The sequence below is a fragment of the Cellulomonas sp. P2_B4 genome, from assembly GCF_056404795.1.
Genome location: NZ_JBFUDI010000010.1, coordinates 81,721 through 98,615 on the forward strand (window position 1 = coordinate 81,721; position 16,895 = coordinate 98,615).

Here is a 16,895-nt window from a genome sequence, read left to right on the forward strand (position 1 = left end):
GGGTATCTTATCACGCGGAAATCCGGTCTTTACCGGACGTAGTACCCCGTCGCCGCAGGTCACGCGCTCGTCGTCGAGCCGACTCACAGCGCGGGCTCAGCGCCCCGCAGCCCTCGTCCCGGGCTACGCTTGCGCCACAGACCTGCTCACCCCGGCGGACCCTGCTCCGCCTGCAGTCCGACGCCACCCAGGAGTCACCGTGACCTCGCCCCGCCCCCGCACCCGCCGGTTCCGCACCGCGACCGGCCTGGCCGTCGCCGGTCTGGCCGCCGCCCTGACGCTCACGGGCTGCTCGGCCACGAACCAGATGACCACGGAGCTGGAGTACAACTCCTCCGACGGCACGGGCGGCCACATCGGCGACATCAAGGCGATCAACTTCCTGATCGCCTCCGAGGCCCAGGGCAAGCCGGGCGCCCTGCTCGGCGCGCTCCAGAACAAGGGCGGCGACGACCAGACGGTGAAGATCTCGCTGGGTGACGACGATCAGACCGTCAAGGTGCCCGCGGGCAAGACCGTCCTGCTCGGCGCCCCCGGCGGCAACTCCGACACGGACGAGGAGATCGTCTTCGAGTCGGTCCCCGAGCCGCCCGGCGCGGTCGTGACGGTCACCGTCGCGACGAAGGACGCGGGCAGCGCCGACCTCGAGGTCCCCGTCGTCGACGGCACCCTGCCGGAGTACGCGGACGCGGTGCCGTCCGACAGCTGAACCGCACGACGAAAGGGGGCCGGTCCATGGCGGACCGGCCCCCTTCGTCGTGCGTCGTGGTCGCTGTCAGGTCACCCGAAGCGGCCCGAGATGTAGTCCTCCGTGGCCTGCTCGCGCGGCGAGGAGAAGATGGTCGACGTCTCGTCGATCTCGACCAGGCGGCCGGGCTGCCCGGTGGCCTTGAGGTTGAAGAACGCCGTCCGGTCGGAGACGCGCGCGGCCTGCTGCATGTTGTGCGTGACGATGACGATCGTGTAGTCGTTCTTCAGCTCGGAGATCAGGTCCTCGATCGCGAGCGTGGAGATCGGGTCGAGCGCCGAGCACGGCTCGTCCATGAGCAGCACCTGGGGCTTGACCGCGATGGCGCGCGCGATGCACAGACGCTGCTGCTGCCCGCCGGAGAGGCCGGAGCCGGGCCGGTTCAGACGGTCCTTGACCTCGTTCCAGAGGTTGGCGCTCTTGAGCGAGCGCTCGACCACGTCCGCGGCGTCGCTCTTGGAGATGCGCTTGTTGTTCAGCTTGATGCCCGCGAGCACGTTGTCGGCGATGGACATCGTCGGGAACGGGTTGGGGCGCTGGAACACCATGCCCACCTGCCGGCGGACCGCCACGGGGTCGACGTCGGCGCCGTAGAGGTCGATGCCGTCCATCGCGACGGACCCCTGGACGTGGGCGCCCGGGATGACCTCGTGCATGCGGTTGAGCGTGCGCAGGAAGGTGGACTTCCCGCAGCCCGACGGGCCGATGAAGGCGGTCACGGAGCGAGGCTCCACGGACATCTCGACACCCGCCACGGCGAGGAAGTCGCTGTAGTAGATGTTGAGGTCCTTGACGTCAATTCGCTGTGCCATGGTCGTCGATCTCCTTGTGGGGGCTCAGGCCCGGGTCTTGGGCGCGAACCAGCGGCTCACGCCGCGCGCCAGAAGGTTGAGCAGCATGACGAACAGGATCAGCACGAGTGCTGCGCTCCATGCCCGGTCGTAATTGATCGTCGGGATGCAGTCTTCGGCACCGGGGGCGCAGGGCACAAGGCCCGCCGCGTACTGCCGGTAGACGTACACCGGCAGCGTCATCATGTTGCCGTGGAAGGGGTCGCGGTTGATCGAGTCGGTCGCGCCCACGGTGATGAGCAGCGGGGCCGTCTCTCCGATCACGCGGGCGATCGCGATCATCACGCCGGTCGTGATGCCGGCCACCGCGGTGCGGAGCACCACGCGGATGATCGTCAGCCACTTCGGCACGCCGAGCGCGAACGACGCCTCGCGCAGCTCGTTCGGGACGAGCCGCAGCATCTCCTCGGTCGAGCGGATCACGACGGGGATCATCAGCACCGACAGGGCGACCGCGCCGACGAGCCCGCTCATCGACTGCGGCCCGACCACCAGGTAGAAGAACGCGAAGGCGAACAGACCGGCGACGATCGACGGGATGCCCGTCATGACGTCGACGAAGAACGTCACCGCGCGGGCCAGGGTGCCCGACCCGTACTCGACCAGGTAGATCGACGTGATGATGCCGATCGGGACCGAGATGACCACGGTCAGCGCCGTGATGAGGATCGTGCCGAGCAGCGCGTGGTAGACGCCGCCGGCGTCCATGCCGCCGTAGACGTTCCGCATCGAGTGCGTCAGGAAGTAGAGGTCGAACCGGCCGAGGCCGTTGGTGAGCACGCTCCATACGAGCGAGATGAGCGGGATGACCGCGAGCGCGAACGCGCCGTAGATCAGCCACTGCATGAACCGGTCCTTGCGCCGGCGCGAGCCGTCGACGCGGGTCAGGGCCTCGCGCAGCGACGCGGCCTCGGGGGTGAGCTGTGCGGTGGCCACGTCAGTTCGCTCCCGAGAAGTCCTTGTTCCGCGCGATGATCGCGCGGGCTGCCAGGTTGACCAGCAGGGTGATGACGAAGAGCGCCAGGCCGGTCGCGATCAGGGTCGATCGCCCGATGTCGTTGGCGTCGTTGAACCTCGCCGCGATGTTCCCGGCGATCGTCTGCTGCTGGCTCGCGACGAGCAGCTTGAACGAGTACAGCAGTCCGGGCGACAGGATCATGAGGACCGCCATGGTCTCGCCGAGCGCGCGGCCCAGGCCGAGCATCGCGGCGGACGTGACGCCCGAGCGCCCGAACGGCAGGACGGCCATCCGGACGAGCTCCCAGCGCGTGGCGCCGAGCGCGAGCGCGGCCTCCTCGTGCAGGCGCGGGGTCTGCAGGAAGACCTCGCGGCTCACGGCCGTGATGATCGGCAGGATCATCACCGCGAGCACGATCGAGGTGGTCATCAGCACGCGCGGCGGGTTCGACGCGTTGCCCTGGGCGTCGCCGGCGAACAGCGGGATCCAGCCGAAGTAGTCGACGAGGAACTGCCAGACCGGCTGCACCTTGGGCGCCAGCACCAGCACACCCCAGAGGCCGTAGACGACCGACGGGATGGCGGCGAGCAGGTCCACCACGTATCCCAGGATCGACGCCATCCGGCGGGGTGCGTAGTGCGAGATGAACAGCGCGACCCCGACGGCGATCGGCACAGCGATGACGAGCGAGACGATGGCGGCCAGGACCGTGCCGAAGATCAGCGGCCCGACGACCGACCAGAGGTTGCCGCCCTGCGGGATCCAGGCGACCTCGGACGCCAGGTCGGGGTTCTTCAGTGCGGGCCACGCCTCGATGATCAGGAAGATCGCGACCGAGGCGAGGACGGCGAGGATGAGGATCCCCGACCAGACGGCCAGGTACCGGAACCCGCGGTCGAGGCCACGGTCCGTGGTCTTCCTCCGCCGTCGTGATTTCGGCGTCCGTACCGGCGCGACCGGGGGGGTCATCGCTGTCGTGGGCGAAGCCAACGGATCTCTCCTGTCTTAGAGCGCCGCCGTCCGGCGGCCGCTGGGCGGCCGCCGGACGAGGACGTTGCGAGCGGAGCTGCTACTTGACCGCGATCGCGTCGATCGAGGCGAGGACGTCCGTGCGCAGCGTGTCCGAGATCGGCGCGGAGCCGGCTGCGGAAGCAGCCTGGTCCTGGCCCTCGGCGCTCGCGGCGTAGTTCGCGTAGCCCTTGATCAGGTCGACCTTCTCCTGCGTGTCGTACGTGTTGCAGACGACCAGGTACGACACCAGGATCGCCGGGTAGGCGCCCGCGGCCGTGGTGGTGCGGTCGACGTTGATGACGATGTCACCGTCGGCCTTGCCCTCGGCGCGGGGCGAGGCGTCGACGGTCGCCGCGGCACCCTCGGCGGTCGGGGCGTTGAACTCGCTGCCGACACCGAGCGAGACCTTGCCGAGCGAGCCGACGGCGGACGCGTCCGCGTAGCCGATGGTGCCGGGGGCGGCCTGGATCGTCTGGACGACGCCCGAGGTGCCGTTGGCGCCCTGGCCGACCTGGACGGGCCAGGTGTTGGAGACCTCGTAGGTCCACACGTCCGGAGCGGTCTTGGACAGGTAGTCCTGGAAGTTCTTGGACGTCCCCGAGTCGTCGGAGCGGTGGACGACCGTGATCGGTCCGGACAGCGTCGCGTCCGGGTTGAGATCGGTGATGGCCGGGTCGTCCCAGGTGGTGATCGCACCGGAGAAGATCTTGGCGACGACGTCGGCCGACATGTTGAGCTCAGTGACACCGTCGATGTTGAAGGCGACGGCGATGGGGCTCACGTAGACGGGCAGGTCGATCCCGGCGCCGCCGTAGCAGCGCTCGGTCGAGGAGGCGAGCTCCTCGTCGTTCAGCGCGCTGTCCGAGCCGGCGTAGTCGAGCGAGGAGTCGAGGAACCCCTTGCGACCCGCGCCCGAGTCGGAGGTCGTGTAGTTGACGGTGACGTCGGGGTTCGCGGTCTGGAAGCCGGCGACCCAGGCCTGCTGGGCCTTCTCCTGCGCGCTGGAACCGCCGCCGTTCAAGGTGCCGGACAGGGTCGAGGCGGGGGCCTCGGAGGCGCCGCCGGAGGCAGCGGGAGTGTCGGTGGCGTTGTCCGATCCGCAGGCCGACAGCGTGAGGGCGAGGGTGCCGACGAGGGCAACCGCCCCGATGCGGCCGAGGAGGGGAAGCTTCACTGTGGTCCGTCCTGTCGATCAATGTGCGCACCGATGTGTGCGCGGCGAGGCTGACGGTAGGAAGCGGACGTGACCGTCCGGACGGGATCGGGTGAACCCCAGGTGAACGGTGGCCGACGAGTGCCCTGCGATCGGCGGTTCGACGGCCGATTGTGTCCGTGGTCACAGGCACATTCCGGCCCGGGACGACGAACGCCCCCGTGCTGCTGCACGGGGGCGTTCTCGGTCGGGCGCGCTACTCGTCCTCGACGTCGTCCGCGAACTTGTAGCCCAGTCCGCGCACCGTCAGCACGAGGGCGGGGTTGCCGGGGTCGACCTCGATGCGGGCGCGGATGCGCTTCACGTGCACGTCGAGGGTCTTGGTGTCGCCGACGTAGTCCGAGCCCCAGATGCGGTCGATCAGCTGGCCGCGCGTCAGCACGCGCCCGGCGTTGCGCAGCAGCATCTCGAGCAGCTCGAACTCCTTGAGCGGGAACGCCACGAGCTCGCCGCGGACGCGGACCGTGTGCCGCTCGACGTCCATGCGGACCGGCCCGGCGACGAGCAGCTCGTCGTCCTCCAGGTCCGGCAGCGGCGAGGCGGCGGGAGCGCCGACCGGGACCGCGGTCTCCCGGCGACGCAGGACCGCGCGCACCCGGGCGAGCAGCTCGCGCGACGAGTAGGGCTTGGTGACGTAGTCGTCGGCACCGAGCTCCAGGCCGACGACCTTGTCGATCTCGTCGTCCTTGGCGGTGAGCATGATGACGGGGACGTCGCTGACGAGCCGCAGCCGGCGGCACACCTCCGTGCCCGGCAGGCCGGGGAGCATGAGGTCGAGCAGGACCAGGTCGGCGCCCTGCTCGTCGAACCGCAGCAGAGCGTCGGGGCCGGTCGCCGCGGTGACGACGTCGAAGCCCTCGCGCTCGAGCTGGTAGGCCAGCGGGTCGCGGTAGGACTCCTCGTCCTCGACGAGCAGGATCCGGGTCATGAGGCGCTCCTGCGCACGGGTGCTCCTTCGGGGCTGGCAGGCTGGTCAGGGATGGTGGGTGTCACGGCGGAGGCGACCTCGGCCTGCGGCAGGCGCAGAGTGAAGGTCGAACCGCGTCCGGGCTGCGACCAGACGGTGACGTCGCCGCCGTGGTCCGCGGCGACGTGCTTGACGATCGACAGCCCCAGGCCGGTGCCGCCGGTGTCGCGCGAGCGGGCCGGGTCGACGCGGTAGAAGCGCTCGAACACCCGCTCCTGCTCGGCCGCGCTGATCCCGATGCCGTTGTCGACGACCGCGATCTCGACGAGGTCGTCGACGAGCCGGACGCCGACGCCGACGTGCGCGGCCTCGCCCGAGTACGCGACCGCGTTGTCCAGCAGGTTGCGGACCGCGGTGACCAGCAGCTCGTGCTGCCCCAGGACGTGGGTGCCGTGCACCCCGCCGATGTCGAGCCGGACGTGCTTGGCCTCGGCGGCGGTGCGCGCGCGGTCGACGGCCTCGGACAGCACCGTGTCGACGTCCACGAGCCCGGCCTGGCCCAGCGCGCCCGCCACCTGCAGGCGCGACAGCTCGATGATCTCGTGCACGAGCGCCGACAGCCGGGTCGCCTCGGCCTGCATGCGGCCCGCGAACCGGCGCACGGCCTCGGGGTCGTCGGCCGCGTCCTGCACCGTCTCGGCGAGCAGGGACAGCGCGCCGACGGGCGTCTTGAGCTCGTGCGAGACGTTCACGACGAAGTCGCGGCGGATCGCCTCGAGCCGGCGGGCCTGCGTCAGGTCCTCGGCGAGCACGACCAGGTGCTGCGCGCTGACCTGCGCGACGCGCACCTGGACCAGCAGCGTGCCTGGGCCGACCGGGCCGCGCGGCACCTCGAGCTCCTCGTCACGGATCACGCCGTCGCGTCGGACCGCGGCGATCATGTCGCGTATCGCTGCGGGCGCGATGCGGCCGTCCCGCACGATGCCGAGGGCGTGGGCCGGAGCGCTCGCCCGCACGACGCGGTCGCCGTCGTCGAGCACGACGGCGGCGGACCGCAGCACGGCGAGCGTGCGGACCAGGCCCTCGTCGAGCTCCGGGCCTGGGCCTGCCGGCGCAGGGCCGCGCTGGGCGCGCTCGCTCCAGCGGAACGCCAGGGTCGCCACGACGCCCACCAGCAGGCCGAGCCCGCCGGCGAGCAGCAGCGACATCCCCTCCACTCCGTCCACAGGACCAACCCTAGGGCGGGTTCCGGCATGCATCGGGCCGCGAACCCGCCCACGGCCTCTCCTGCCGTCGAGCGTTCACCGGGCGTTCACGCGTCTCAGCCGAAGGTCTCCATCAGCACGGAGCGCTCCGCCTCGGTCAGGTTCGTCGCGACGAGCGTCGAGTGCAGCCCGTGGAACCGCTCGCCGAGCCGGTCCAGGTCGCCCTCCTCGGTGACGGCGCACAGCAGCGACGTCCCGGGCGTGACCTGCTCGCGGATCGTGTTGAGCTGGTTCTCGTCGATCCCGACGGCGCTCATCGCCTTGGTGATCGCGCCCGCGGCCGCACCGACCGCGGCGCCGAGCAGCGGGACGAAGAACAGGCCGCCGAACAGCACGCCCCAGAAGGCCCCCCAGCCCGTGCCGCGCCACTTGTCCTCGTGCGAGTGGTGCATGTCGGGCTTGGCGGCGCCGTCGGGCCAGCTGATGACGGCGTGGTCGACGATCTTGACCAGGCGGTCCCTCGAGGCACCCTGCAGCGCCTCGGCGGCCTTCTGGGCACCGTCGGCCGTGTCGAACTTCCAGGCTGTGAACGTGGTCATCGCAGTTCCTCTCGTCGTGCTCTTAGCGGGTTGCCTTCTCGACCTCGGCGCCGTGCACGGTCAGCGCCCAGAGGATCACCAGGTCGACGACGATGATGACGAGCGACCAGAACGGGGTGGTCTGCAGCGAGACGAACTGCGCGACCAGGTTGAGCACGACCAGCACGATGGCCGCGATGCGGGCCGCGGCGGCGCCGGAGAACAGATACAGGCCGACGACGACCAGCAGCGCCCCGAGGATCACGTGCACCCATCCCCACGCGGACACGTCGACGACCGCGACACCGTCGTTCGTCCACGACAGCACGTTGTTCGGCGACAGCGCGGCGGCGAAGCCGGCGACCAGGTTGAACAGGCCGACCGCGAGGATGCTGAACGCGGCGAACCAGACCCAGCCGACCCAGGCCGTGACGTTGCGGGCCATGCGCGATGCTCCTTGTTCTCAGAGGGCGGTGATGCCGTCGCCCACCGGCGTGGCGCCGATGACGAGCAGCAGGACACCGACGATGACGGCGTTGTCGTGGTGCATCAGGTCGTGCTCTCGTCGAGCAGCCGCCGGGCTGTCGTCGACGCGATCGCCGAAGCGCCCACGGCACTCCCTGCTCTCGACCGGCTCACCCGCGACGGATGACTCAGCCGACGCTAGTGGCTATCTCACCCCTGAGGGGCGAGCCGCGCACATCGACCTCTCGGGGAGGCTGGAGGCCTGCTCCGTGGGGGTCCCGTGCTCTACCACATCCGCATCGCCGGGCCTCAGGCCGTCGTCGACCAGCACAGCGACCGCCTGGGGTCCTTCGACATCGTCAGCGCCCCTGTCGGGGACGAGACGGTGCTGTCGTGCCGCCTGCCGGACACGGTCGCCCTGACCGGGCTGGTGGCGCTGCTGCACGATCTCGACCTCCCCGTGACCGAGATGGCGATGGTCCCGGACATCGACGACGTACCGTGATCTACGCCGGATTCGTGCGGAGCTCCCATGCAACGGCCGTCGTCCGTTCACCTGGGTGGGACCCTTCGTTCATCTACCGATGCCAACCTGACCCACGCGGGGCACCTGCCCTCGCAGCACGAGAGGGAGCACATGCGGGACATCTTCGACGCCGAGCTGCACCAGCTCGGCGAGGACCTGGCGGCGATGAGCGGCAAGGTCGAGCACGCCATCACGAACGCGGGGATCGCGCTCCTGACCGCCGACCTCGCCCTGGCGGAGACGGTCATCGCCGACGACCTCGACATCGACGCCATGGAGCGCGACCTCGACGAGCGGTGCGTCCTGCTGCTCGCGCAGCAGCAGCCGGTCGCCACCGACCTGCGGATCGTCGTCTCGGCGCTGCGCATGAGCGCGTCGCTCGAGCGCATGGGCGACCTGGCTCGCCACGTCGCGCAGGTCGCCCGGGGGCGCTACCCCCGGCACGCCGTGCCGCACGCGCTGTCCGGCACGTTCGCCGAGATGCACGACGCCGCCGTCCGCGTGGCTCGTCGCACCACGACCCTGCTCACCAGCCGTGAGGTCCTCCTCGCTGAGAGCATCGAGCAGGACGACGACCTTCTCGACGAGCTGCACGAGGACACGTTCGCGGCCCTGCTGGGCGGCTCGTGGGCCGGGACGACGCAGGAGACCATCGACGTCACCCTGCTCGGCCGGTACTACGAGCGGTTCGGCGACCACGGCGTCTCCGTCGCTCGTCGCGTGACCTACCTGGTGACCGGTGTCGGCCGCCAGGAGCTCGACCGCACGGCCGGCTGACACCTCCGGTCGGCCGGCGCGGGGGTCGCGCGGGCCGACCGGTTGCTCCGGTCCGGGTCTGCCCGGGCTGGGCAGGCCGACGCACCGGTCCCGAGGGGGGACCCGGTCGCCGGCCGCGAGAGCGGCAGCTCCTCACGAACGCGGCACCTGCTCGTGCCGCGTCGGTGAGGAGCTGCCGCTCTCGGTCGTCGCGGCGGGTGGCTTCCGAGCGGTGAGCGCCGGACGTCCGAGCAGGTGCAGGTCAGGGCGCACGTCTGCTCGGACGTGAGTGGTGGGAAAACAGCAACGTCCGCACTCGTGGGCGCAATAGGACCCACGAGTGCGGACGTTGCGGCGGGTTCAGCGGCCCTGGTTGGCGACGGCCTTGATGGCCTCCGCCGCTGCCTCGGGGTCGAGGTACGTGCCGCCCGGGTTGGTGGGCTTGAGCGTCGTCTCGTCGAGCGTGTAGAGCAGCGGGATGCCCGTCGGGATGTTGATCCCGGCGATCGTGCCGCTGTCGACGTCGTCGAGGTGCTTGACCAGCGCGCGGATCGAGTTTCCGTGGGCCGCGACGAGCACCGTCTTGCCGGTCCTGAGGTCGGGGACGATGTCCGACTCCCAGTACGGCAGCGCGCGGTTGAGCACCTGGTCGAGGGCCTCGGCGCGCGGGATCGGCTCGCCGGCGTAGCGCGGGTCGCTGTCCTGCGAGAACTCCGAGCCCAGCTCGATGTCCGGCGGCGGGAAGTCGTACGAGCGGCGCCAGAGCATGAACTGCTCCTCGCCGTACTCGTCGAGCGTCTGCTTCTTGTCCTTGCCCTGCAGGGCGCCGTAGTGCCGCTCGTTCAGGCGCCAGGAGCGCCGGACGGGGATCCAGTGGCGGTCGGCGGCGTCGAGCGCGAGGTTGGCGGTCGTGATGGCGCGGCGCAGGAGCGACGTGTGCACGACGTCGGGCAGCACGCCCGCGTCGGTGAGCAGCGTGCCTCCGCGCTTGGCCTCCTCGATCCCCTTCTCGGAGAGGGGGACGTCGACCCAGCCGGTGAACAGGTTCTTCGCATTCCACTCGCTCTCGCCGTGGCGGAGCAGCACGAGGGTGTAGGTCATGCTCGCCATCCTGCCCCAGAGCGTTCGGGCGTGGGCAGGGCTATCAGACCCTGGACGCCCGGATCTCGCCGGCCACCGAGTAGACCTTGAGCATCTGGTCGGCGGTCGTCGACCAGCCGAACCGCTCGGCCACCCGGCGTGCGCCCACCGCGTACGTGGCGCGCAGGGCCTCCGACGCCAGCACCTCGGAGAGCACGTCAGCCCAGACCGCGGGATCGTGGCCGCGTACCAGCCGACCGGAGACGTCGTGGTCGACGATCGTGCGCAGCCCCCCGACGCAGGCGGCGACGACCGGGATCCCCGAGGCCTGCGCCTCCGCCGCGACCAGCCCGAAGGACTCGCTGCGCGACGGCATCGCCACGACGTCGGCGGCGTGGTACCAGCGGGCGAGCGCGTCGCGGTCGGCGGGCGGGTGCACGATCACGTCGTCGGCGACCCCGGTCATCGAGGCGAGCGCGAGGAGCTCGCGGACGGCCGACGTCCTGCCCGAGGGGCCGCCGAGCACCACGAGCAGCGGGACCGGCCGGCCGGTGGCCTTCAGCACGCCGAGCGCGCTGACCAGGACGTCCGGTGCCTTCAGCGCCTGCACGCGGCCGGCGAAGAGGACGATCTGGCGGTCGAGCGGCAGGCCGAGCGCGCGCCGGGCCTCGGTCCGGTCCCCGGGCACGAACCGGTCCAGGTCCACGCCGGGCTCGACGACGTGCACGCGGTCGGGGTCGGCGCCGTAGAGCTCGACCAGCTCCTCGGCCTCGACGGGCGTGCTGGCCACGAGCGCGTCAGCGTCGGCGACCACCTGCTCCTCGCCGATCACGCGCACGTTCGGTTCCGCCAGGTCCCCGGGCGCCAGCGACGCGTTCTTCACGCGGGCCAGCGTGTGCGCGGTGTGCACCAGCGGGACCTCCCAGCGGTCGGCCGCGATCGCGCCCACCTGCCCGGACAGCCAGTAGTGCGAGTGCACGACGTCGTACCAGCCGGGCCGGCGCGCGGCCTCGGAGCGCAGGACGCCCGCGGCCATCCCGCACAGCACACCGGGCAGGTCGTTCTTGTCGAGCCGCTCGAACGGGCCGGCCGGCACGTGGTGCACCAGGATCGGCGGGACCGCGCCGGCCTCGACCTCGTCGGCGAGCAGGACCTCCCGCTCCTCCTCCGGCGACAGTGCGCGTCCCGCGGCGTCGGACCCGGAGAGCGTCACCGTCTCCGCCTGGTCCGACGAGGTGGCGCGCGTGAAGATCTCGACGCGCGCGCCCCGGGCGGCCAGCGCACGGGACAGCTCCAGCACGTAGACGTTCATGCCGCCCGCGTCCCCGGTGCCCGGCTGCTCGAGCGGTGACGTGTGCACCGAGAGCATGGCGACGCGGGGTGCGTAGGTCACGGGGGCTCCTGTCAGGGGACGGGTCGGCCTCCATTCTCGCTCAAAGAGCCGCGCCTCACCGCACGATGAGCAGGTGGGGTGAGGCGACCCACGGCAGGTAGGTGCCGTCCCCGGAGTAGGTGACGACGACCACGGCGGTCTTCGTCGAGGTCGCGAGGGGTATGGCGGCGTCGCCGGAGGGGTCGAGCGCGACCGTCCCCTTGCGCATCCCGTTCACCCAGACGGTGACCGACCCGGTCGGCTCGACGCCCGCGACACCCGTGACCTGGACGTGGACGACCTTCGGGTCGGAGCGGCCGACCGACCAGTCCGTGCCGTCGGTGCGCACCGCGGGCAGCGTCCTGGTTACCGTGAGCGTGCGGGCCGTGGCCGACGAGCCCAGGATCGGCGGGTCGCCGTCCGGGACGCCCCCGTAGACGGCCGTGATCGTGTGCCGGCCCACCCCGACCGTCGCGGGCAGGGGCACCCGGACCGTGCCGTCGGCGGTCAGCTCCCCGGTGGCGACCGTGGACCCGTCGACGAGCACCTGGACCTGGCCCGTCGGCGTGGCACCTGGAGCGGTCACCGTGACCTTGGCGGACACCGGCAGGCCGAAGACGGTGAGTCCCGACGAGAGCGACAGGGCGGTGGTCGATGCCACCGGCGCCGTCGCCGAGAGGCCGAGCACCCTGGCCAGCAGCGCGACCGCACCACGGCCGTCCCCGGACATCAGCGCGTGCTCCGCGTCCGCCGACAGGGCGGCGGCGTCGGGCACCGCGGAGCCCGCGACCATCGCCTGCTGGGCGAGGTCACGCGCGAGGGAGACGACGAGGCCCGGGTCGTCGACGGCGTCCGCCGCGTCGGCCAGCAGCGGCAGGGCCTGGGCGGCCCTCGCCGGGTCGAGCGCGTCGCCCGTCCAGATCGGCGCGTCGAGCACCGCCTGGGCCTCGGGCTCGGTCAGCCCGTCCAGGCGAGGCCGCTGCGCGTCCGTGCGCAGGCCCCAGCCGTACGCGTACAGCGGCGCGTAGGTGGCGTCGCCGACGTTGATCGGGACCTGCTCCGCGCCGGCGGGCCACGTGACCGGGAGCCGTCCCGTGAACGGCTGGTCGCCGAACAGGACGTCGGCCACGCCCGCGCCCTCGGAGCCCGGCAGCCAGGAGGCGACGAGCCCGTCGATCGCGTCGAGCTTGTCGGTGACCAGCTGCGGGCGGCCCGAGACGACGAGGACGACGCACTCCACGGCGGCGCAGACGGTGTCGATGGCCGACCGGTCCGCCGCGCTCAGCGACAGGCTCTTGCCGTTGTTGCCGACGTCGCCCTGCCCCTCCGCATAGGGCGTCTCGCCGACGACGACGACCCCGACCGTCGCGTCGCCGATCGGGGCGGACGCGTCCTGGGAGAAGGTCACGTCCGGCGCCCGCTCGCGCAGCCCGCCGAGGATCGTCGTGCCCGGGATGATCGCGCCCGAGGACCCCTGCCAGGACACCGTCCAGCCGCCCGCCTGGTTGCCCAGGTCGTCGGCGTTGGAGCCCGCGACGTAGATCGACGCGTCCCTGGCCAGCGGGAGCACGCCGTCGGCGTTCTTCAGCAGCACCTGCGACTCGGCGGCCGCCTCACGGGCCACCGCGCGGTGCTCGTCGGAACCCACGTCCCCGGCCAGCGACCGGTCCGCGAACGGCTGCTCGAACAGGCCGAGCGCGAACTTCTGCGTGAGGATCCGCCGGACCGCGTCGTCGACCCGCTCCATGCTGACGGCGCCCGAGCCGACGTTGTCGGTCATCGTCGACAGGAACGTGCCGAAGTTGTACGGCGCCATCGCCATGTCCAGGCCCCCGTTCACCGAGCGCGCGGCCTTCTCGCCGTACGTGCCGCCGGGCAGCTTGTCGATGCCCTCCCAGTCGCTGATGAGGAACCCGTCGAACCCGAGGTCGCCCTTGAGCAGGTCCGTGTTCAGGGCGCCGTCCTCGTGCATCCGGACCGGGTCCGAGCCGCCGATCGACATCGCCGAGTAGGACGGCATGATCGACCCGACGCCCGCGGCGATGGCGGGTTCGTAGGGGTCGACGAAGAGGCGTTGCAGCTCCTCCTCGGACGCCACGTACGTGATCCCCTGGTCGATCGGGTACCCCGACCCCGCCTGCGACGGCTCGTAGCGCGTGCCGCCGTCGCCGAGCCAGTGCTTGGCGGTGGCGAGCACCTTGTCGGGGCCGGAGAGGTCTGCCGGGTCGTGGCCCTGGAGGCCGGTGACCGCCTCCGCCGAGAGCGCCGACACCAGCGCCGGGTCCTCGCCGAACGACTCGTACGAGCGCCCCCAGCGCTCGTCGCGCGTCACGCACAGGCACGGCGAGAACGCCCACTGGACGCCCGTGGCGCGGACCTCCTGCGCGGTGACCTGCTGGACCCGCTCCACCAGCCCGGGGTCGCGGGCGGCGCCGAGACCCTCGTTGTGCGGGAAGACCGTCGCGCCGACCACGTTGTTGTGCCCGTGCACCGCGTCGACGCCGTAGAGGATCGGGATCTGCAGGCGCGTGGACAGCGCCTCGCGCTGGAACCCGTCGACCATGTCGGCCCAGCCGGCGGCGGTGTTCTGCGACGGCACCGATCCGCCGCCGGAGAGGACCGAACCCAGCGCCAGGTCCGCCACCTGCTTCGGCGACGACAGCCCGAGGCGCTCGGCCTGGGTCATCTGACCGAGCTTCTCGGCGAGCGTCATGCGGCCGAGGAGATCGTCGACGCGCTCCGCGGTCGGCCTGGAGGCGTCGAGGTAGGTGGCGCCGACCGCGTTGAGCACGACGCGAGGAGGCGTGCCGACGACCGCGCCCGTGGCGGTGAGGACCACGGACAGGGTGCGCGCCTCGTCGACGGCCGCCGTCTCGTGCGTGACGACGTCGATCGTCTGCGTCGCGCCCGAGGCCGTGCCCGCCGGGAAGTCGAGCGTGCCCGAGAAGGCGTCGTAGTGGGTGCCCGCCTCGGCGGTGCCGTCGCCGCCCGCGTAGGCGACGGACACCGGTGCCGTTAGCGGCTGGCCGTCGGTCGTCGTGAGGACCACCGCGGCGTGGGCCGTCTCGCCGGGGTCGACGAGGACGACGTCGGTTCCGCCCGCGACCGTGGCCGTCGGCGCAGGGACCGCGGAGCCGTAGAGCTGCACGTCGTCGACGGCCCAGCCGACCGGGGTGGCCGTCCCGGGCACCATGGTCAGCGCGTAGCCCCACGCCGACGTGAGGTCGAGGGTGCCGTTGCGCGTGGCCGCGTCGCCGGGCTGGTAGCCGCTGAGGCCGAAGGCCGAGAACGGGATGTCGACGATCTTCCAGCGGCTCCCGTCGGACGACCAGTTGTCCTGGAACGTGGCGGCCCACAGCTCCGAGTGCTCGCCGTCGGGTCCGCCGTCCTTGAGCTCGACCTTGATGTCGTCGCCGGCCGTCGGGCTGGCCGGGCGCGTGTTCTGCGACGCGTACCAGGCCAGGCGGATGCCGCGGAACGAGCTCCAGTCCTGGCCGGCCGAGAGGTTCTGGCTGTAGCCGCCGTACCCGCCGGACGGGATCTGGTAGCTGCCGGACAGCACGTGGTTGCCGGCGGGCAGGCCCGGGCGGTCCTGCGTCGTGACCCCCAGGCTCACGAGGTCTGCCGACGAGCCCCACGTGAAGATGCCGACGGTGGACCCCGGCGCCGCGAGCGGGACGTCCCCCTCGGCGTCCTCGATCGTCGTGACCCGGTCGTAGAGGCCGAGGTCGTCGAAGGTCCACGCGCCCGCGCCGAGGTCGGTGAGCGTGACCGCGAAGCCGGTGCTCGCGGTCGGGTCGAAGCGCGCGTCGGAGGCCGGGTCGCCCTTGAGCCGCAGCTGGGAGAACGCGACGCTGACCTGCCGCCAGCCCGCGGAGTCGTCGACCACGGACCGCTCGAACAGCTGGCCGCCGCTCTTGAGCTCGTACCGCAGCAGCCCCCCGCCACCGGTGCCCAGGAACCAGAACGTGAAGCCGTCGTGCGCCGACCAGTCGCTGGCCGCGATGTCGTGCGTGAAGCCGAACCAGTCGCCGGGGTTCACCGGGCCGCCGACGGTCGCGACGAGGCCGTTGCCGGTGCGGGCCGGCCCCGTGCTCAGCACCGGCGTGACCGGCGCGCTGATGCCCCAGGTGGTGTAGCCCGCGGGCACGCCCGACTCGAAGTCGTCGAGCAGGGTCACCGCGCCGACGTCGGGCAGGTCGCCGTGCGGCGTGATGGTGACGACCGTGGTGGTGCGGCCGCCGAGCGCGAGACCGCCGGTCGGCTCGGACAGGGTCAGCTCGACCGTGTGCACCTGGCCGAGCGGGCCGTGGTCGACGGTCGGGACGCTCACGTTGCCGCTCGTCGAGCCCGGCGCGAAGGTCACCACCTCGTCGACGGCCGTGTAGTCCGTCCCGGCGACACCCGTGCCGCCCGTCGACGTCACCCGCACGCTCGTCTCGACGTCGGCGGCCGTCGCCAGGATCACGGGCACCTCGGCCGCCGTACCCGCGGGGACGGTCGTGCCGGCGCTCCCGAAGACCGCGCTGACCTGCGACGGCGTGCCGTAGACCTCGAGGGAGAACAGCGAGAAGCCGTACCAGTGCAGCTGCGCCGGGTCCCACGTGAAGCTGGTCCGGTGGTTCATCTGGATGCGGACGTAGCGCGCGTCGGCGGGCGTCGCCAGGGCGACCGTGTCGGTGCCGCCGTCGCCCGCGGGGTCCGTCGCCACGGTCGTCCACGACGCCGGGTCGTCCGGCGCGGTCGTCGCGACCTGCACGTCGTAGTCCGCCGCGAACGCCGCCTCCCACGCGAGCACGACCTGGTCGACCGCTGCGACCGAGCCGAGGTCGACCTGCACCCACGCCGTGTACGGGACGTCCTCGTCGGGACCGTTGCCGCTCGCCCACCGCGTGGCGGGGTCGCCGTCGATGAGCGCCGACGGCGGGAACGTGCCGTCGCCGTCGGACTGGAACCTGTCGGCGGTCGCCACGCCCGTCAGGGCCAGGTCGCCCGGCGCCGCCGCTGCCGGCGGGGCGATGCCCACCAGCGAGAGCGGTACCACCAGCGCGGCCGCGGCGAGGCTGGCGGGGAGACGGAACGGACGCTCGGCCTGACGACGCACGGTCACTCCCTCGTGACGTGGCCGGGCGTCGTTGCTCGGCCAGCACCGCGGGGAGGCGCTCCGGGTGGGGCGTCGGCGCCCCGCCGCGCGAGCGTCTCGAGCGGCTGTTCGTCAGACAATC

The 16,895-nt window shown here is 72.0% G+C and carries 15 protein-coding genes; 4 read left to right on the forward strand and 11 right to left on the reverse strand.

What is annotated here, in order from left to right:
- Positions 1 to 199 precede the first annotated feature (199 nt).
- On the forward strand, positions 200 to 709 hold the full coding sequence (locus AC1DZC_RS16215; RefSeq protein ID WP_477043977.1) for a hypothetical protein: 510 nt from the start codon (positions 200 to 202) through the stop codon (positions 707 to 709).
- Positions 710 to 780: 71 nt separating this feature from the next.
- On the opposite strand, the gene pstB is transcribed toward AC1DZC_RS16215, so the two are convergent.
- From pstB to AC1DZC_RS16255, 8 genes are all read right to left on the reverse strand, one after another.
- Positions 781 to 1,560 carry a phosphate ABC transporter ATP-binding protein PstB gene (gene pstB / locus AC1DZC_RS16220; RefSeq protein WP_477039717.1) on the reverse strand — a complete coding sequence of 260 codons (780 nt, stop codon included), beginning with the start codon at positions 1,558 to 1,560 and terminating at the stop codon, positions 781 to 783.
- Positions 1,561 to 1,584: 24 nt separating this feature from the next.
- Positions 1,585 to 2,535, reverse strand: a complete 951-nt coding sequence (pstA, locus tag AC1DZC_RS16225) for a phosphate ABC transporter permease PstA (RefSeq protein ID WP_477043978.1) — start codon at positions 2,533 to 2,535, stop codon at positions 1,585 to 1,587.
- A gap of 1 nt (position 2,536) precedes the next feature.
- Positions 2,537 to 3,526 carry a phosphate ABC transporter permease subunit PstC gene (pstC, locus tag AC1DZC_RS16230; RefSeq protein ID WP_477043979.1) on the reverse strand — a complete coding sequence of 330 codons (990 nt, stop codon included), beginning with the start codon at positions 3,524 to 3,526 and terminating at the stop codon, positions 2,537 to 2,539.
- Positions 3,527 to 3,626: 100 nt separating this feature from the next.
- Positions 3,627 to 4,742 carry a phosphate ABC transporter substrate-binding protein PstS gene (locus AC1DZC_RS16235; protein WP_477043980.1) on the reverse strand — a complete coding sequence of 372 codons (1,116 nt, stop codon included), beginning with the start codon at positions 4,740 to 4,742 and terminating at the stop codon, positions 3,627 to 3,629.
- A gap of 235 nt (positions 4,743 to 4,977) precedes the next feature.
- Positions 4,978 to 5,709, reverse strand: coding sequence for a response regulator (locus AC1DZC_RS16240; RefSeq protein ID WP_477039714.1), 732 nt, complete (start codon positions 5,707 to 5,709; stop codon positions 4,978 to 4,980).
- Positions 5,706 to 6,914 (reverse strand): sensor histidine kinase, encoded by a 1,209-nt coding sequence (locus AC1DZC_RS16245; RefSeq protein WP_477039713.1) that lies wholly within the window; start codon positions 6,912 to 6,914, stop codon positions 5,706 to 5,708. Before AC1DZC_RS16245 ends, AC1DZC_RS16240 begins: the two co-directional genes overlap by 4 nt.
- A 95-nt stretch (positions 6,915 to 7,009) precedes the next feature.
- On the reverse strand, positions 7,010 to 7,492 hold the full coding sequence (locus AC1DZC_RS16250) for a DUF1269 domain-containing protein (RefSeq protein WP_477039712.1): 483 nt from the start codon (positions 7,490 to 7,492) through the stop codon (positions 7,010 to 7,012).
- Between the two features lie 22 nt (positions 7,493 to 7,514).
- Positions 7,515 to 7,916: a DUF7144 family membrane protein gene (locus AC1DZC_RS16255; protein WP_477039711.1), complete on the reverse strand. Its 402-nt coding sequence runs from the start codon at positions 7,914 to 7,916 to the stop codon at positions 7,515 to 7,517.
- Positions 7,917 to 7,928: 12 nt separating this feature from the next.
- Between AC1DZC_RS16255 and AC1DZC_RS16260 the strand changes: the two genes are divergently transcribed.
- The 3 genes from AC1DZC_RS16260 (at position 7,929) to phoU (ending at position 9,239) form a co-directional block, all read left to right on the forward strand.
- Positions 7,929 to 8,123 (forward strand): hypothetical protein, encoded by a 195-nt coding sequence (locus tag AC1DZC_RS16260; RefSeq protein WP_477043981.1) that lies wholly within the window; start codon positions 7,929 to 7,931, stop codon positions 8,121 to 8,123.
- 93 nt (positions 8,124 to 8,216) lie between these two features.
- Positions 8,217 to 8,441 carry a hypothetical protein gene (locus tag AC1DZC_RS16265; RefSeq protein ID WP_477039710.1) on the forward strand — a complete coding sequence of 75 codons (225 nt, stop codon included), beginning with the start codon at positions 8,217 to 8,219 and terminating at the stop codon, positions 8,439 to 8,441.
- A gap of 132 nt (positions 8,442 to 8,573) precedes the next feature.
- A complete protein-coding gene (gene phoU, locus AC1DZC_RS16270; RefSeq protein WP_477039709.1) occupies positions 8,574 to 9,239 on the forward strand; it encodes a phosphate signaling complex protein PhoU in 666 nt (221 codons plus the stop codon).
- A gap of 339 nt (positions 9,240 to 9,578) precedes the next feature.
- Here phoU and AC1DZC_RS16275 read toward each other — a convergent pair whose 3' ends face one another.
- From AC1DZC_RS16275 to AC1DZC_RS16285, 3 genes are all read right to left on the reverse strand, one after another.
- Positions 9,579 to 10,319: a phosphoglyceromutase gene (locus tag AC1DZC_RS16275; protein ID WP_477043982.1), complete on the reverse strand. Its 741-nt coding sequence runs from the start codon at positions 10,317 to 10,319 to the stop codon at positions 9,579 to 9,581.
- A 43-nt stretch (positions 10,320 to 10,362) separates the two neighbouring features.
- Complete coding sequence (locus AC1DZC_RS16280; protein WP_477044025.1) at positions 10,363 to 11,667, reverse strand: glycosyltransferase; 1,305 nt, start codon at positions 11,665 to 11,667, stop codon at positions 10,363 to 10,365.
- A 79-nt stretch (positions 11,668 to 11,746) separates the two neighbouring features.
- Positions 11,747 to 16,774 (reverse strand): glycoside hydrolase family 3 N-terminal domain-containing protein, encoded by a 5,028-nt coding sequence (locus AC1DZC_RS16285; RefSeq protein ID WP_477043983.1) that lies wholly within the window; start codon positions 16,772 to 16,774, stop codon positions 11,747 to 11,749.
- Between the last annotated feature and the right edge of the window lie 121 nt (positions 16,775 to 16,895).